This is a genomic window from Mycobacterium sp. TH-M15 (genome assembly GCF_057473705.1).
This window is the reverse complement of the sequence record NZ_JBYCLB010000409.1, coordinates 1-2,242: the sequence shown is the minus strand read 5'-3', so window position 1 is coordinate 2,242 and position 2,242 is coordinate 1. Positions and strand designations below refer to the sequence as shown.

Below are 2,242 nucleotides of genomic sequence, written 5' to 3'. Positions count from 1 at the left end.
GTGACGGTCTTGCCGGCGACCTTGGTGCTCCATTGGTGGTAGGGGCCGTGCGGGTGGGGTGGGTTGGCGCGGCAGCGGCAGCCGGGGCTGGCGCAGTGGGTGTGGCGTTGGATCAGGGTACCGCTGGCGATGAACCCGATGTCGGCCAGTTGCGCGGCGAGGTCGCGGTACTGCCGCTCGTATTCGGCTAATTGCTCTGTCGGACTGGATGATTCGCGCATTTTGGGCGGCTCCCGATCGGCGTGTCGGCTGGACTCTTCCAGAATAGCAGACAGTATTAATACTGTCTGCTATTGACGCGACTCGAGAGGATTCGGGGATGGCCGAGGCCACCGTGCTCGCCGGGTTCCGCCGCGACTACCACGCCTGCCTAAACCGCCGCGCCGACGCGCTCTTCGAGCTCACCGACGCGCTGCTGTGCGCCGACGGGCCGGTGGTCTCGCTGCCCGAGTTGTCGCTGACCGCCGAGCACCGGCGCGGGCACGGCGCCCTCTACGACGGCCTGGCGTGCGGGCAGATCGACATCGGCCGGCTGCGCCTATCGCTGACCGCGCTGGCGCTACCCCGCGACAGCGACGGCAGGATCACGCTGGCGGTCGACGTCAGCCCCTGGCTGCGCCCGGACGCGGCGACCAGCCCCGACCGGCTGTTCTGCCACGTCTATGGACGCGGCAAAGGATCCGCGCAGATGATTCCCGGCTGGCCCTACTCGTTTGTGGCGGCACTGGAGACCGGCCGCACCTCCTGGACGACGATCCTCGACGCGCAACGGCTGGGCCCGTGCGACGACCCGACCGAGGTGACCGCCGCCCAAGTCCGCGAGGTCGTCGAGCGGCTACGAGAGGCCGACCAGCACCGGCCCGGCGACCCCGACATCCTGATCGTGTTCGACGCCGGCTACGACGTCACCCGGCTGGCATATCTGCTCACCGACCTGCCGGTGCAGCTGCTGGGCCGGGTCCGCTCGGACCGGGTCTTCTACTTCCCCGCACCCCCCCAAGCGGGCGCGGTCGGGCGTCCCGCCAAGCACGGCCCCGAGTTCGCGTGCGCCGACCCGTCCACCCATCCCGAACCTGACGTGACCACCACCAGCGACACCAGCCGCTACGGCACCGCCCAAGCGTGCGCGTGGCACCGGCTGCACCCCCGCCTGACCAGCCGCGCCGCGTGGCGATCCCACGACGGCGAGCTGCCGATCATCGAGGGCACCCTGATCCGGCTGACCGTGGACCGCCTCCCCGGCGACCGGGATCCCAAACCGGTGTGGCTGTGGTCCTCCCGCCCACAGGGTGAACCCGCCGACACCGACCGGCTCTGGCGAATGTTCCTGCGTCGCTTCGACATCGAACACACCTTCCGGTTCCTCAAGCAAACCCTGGGCTGGACCCGCCCCCGGGTCCGCACACCCGAGCAGGCCGACCGCTGGAGCTGGCTGATCATCGCCGCCCACACCCAGCTCCGGCTTGCCCGCGCCCTCGCCGAGGACCTGCGCCGGCCCTGGGAGAAACCCGCCGCCGAGCCCCGCCGGCTCACCCCGGCGCGGGTCCGTCGAGGGTTTCGGAACCTCCGCCCGACAACACCCCTTCCAGCCAGCGCACCGAAACCCTCCCGGCCCGGCCCGGGACGGCCACCCGGCACCAAAAACAAGCAGCGCGCCGCCCGACACGACGTCGGCAAGCGCGCCACTACCCGCTCGAACCAGCACGACACGGGTTAAAAATCAAGTTAAGTGCCTGTGCCGGAATGCGTATGCAGACGACTCCTATGACGATTTAGCCAGGAGAAGATACGTAGTGGCGACGTTTCTCTCATCGGGCGTAGCAAGATTTTGAGCGCTTACGATTACCGGGCTCTGCGCGTCCGCAGGCGAGTTGGCAGGTAGCCCGCGTATGGATGGCAATGACTGCTGTGTAGGGCGCAGTGCGGCGTCACGTACATAGCCGCTCACACTCAGACCGCGAGCGGTAGCCTGCGCTTGGACGGCGCCCAGCTCTTCCGCCGTGAGCCGGATGCTAATCATCGCGGCGCGGTGCCTCTTCTCAAGCCGCGGGGGCCGACTTTCTCGAATTGGCTCGCCCCACTCGTTTGGGTCCGCCATAGCCTTCTCGAGCTCATCAGCAAGCTCGGTTTCGTCGTTGACCTGATGTCTGCGATCATCGCTCATACCAGCCACTCCTAGAGCCACTTGTTGATCTCTGCCTGGGTGCACTCACGGACCGAGATCGGTCGCGCCACTCGCCGG

The 2,242-nt window shown here is 68.2% G+C and carries 3 protein-coding genes; 1 reads left to right on the top strand and 2 read right to left on the bottom strand.

Annotation, left to right across the window (positions count from 1 at the left end):
• The coding region (locus AC2VNT_RS09980) for a DUF6788 family protein (protein ID WP_486946702.1) at positions 1–221 on the bottom strand (221 nt) is incomplete at its 3' end.
• Positions 222–319: 98 nt separating this feature from the next.
• Between AC2VNT_RS09980 and AC2VNT_RS09975 the strand changes: the two genes are divergently transcribed.
• Positions 320–1,717, top strand: a complete 1,398-nt coding sequence (locus AC2VNT_RS09975) for an NF041680 family putative transposase (RefSeq protein WP_486946701.1) — start codon at positions 320–322, stop codon at positions 1,715–1,717.
• 45 nt (positions 1,718–1,762) lie between these two features.
• On the opposite strand, the gene AC2VNT_RS09970 is transcribed toward AC2VNT_RS09975, so the two are convergent.
• On the bottom strand, positions 1,763–2,098 hold the full coding sequence (locus tag AC2VNT_RS09970) for a plasmid mobilization protein (protein ID WP_486946703.1): 336 nt from the start codon (positions 2,096–2,098) through the stop codon (positions 1,763–1,765).
• Positions 2,099–2,242: the final 144 nt, after the last annotated feature.

Bases quoted from the DNA above. Each gene is read 5' to 3' on its own strand.
- AC2VNT_RS09970 (WP_486946703.1), bottom strand. From the start codon at position 2,098: ATGGCGGACCCAAACGAGTGGGGCGAGCCAATTCGAGAAAGTCGGCCC.
- AC2VNT_RS09975 (WP_486946701.1), top strand. From the start codon at position 320: ATGGCCGAGGCCACCGTGCTCGCCGGGTTCCGCCGCGACTACCACGCC.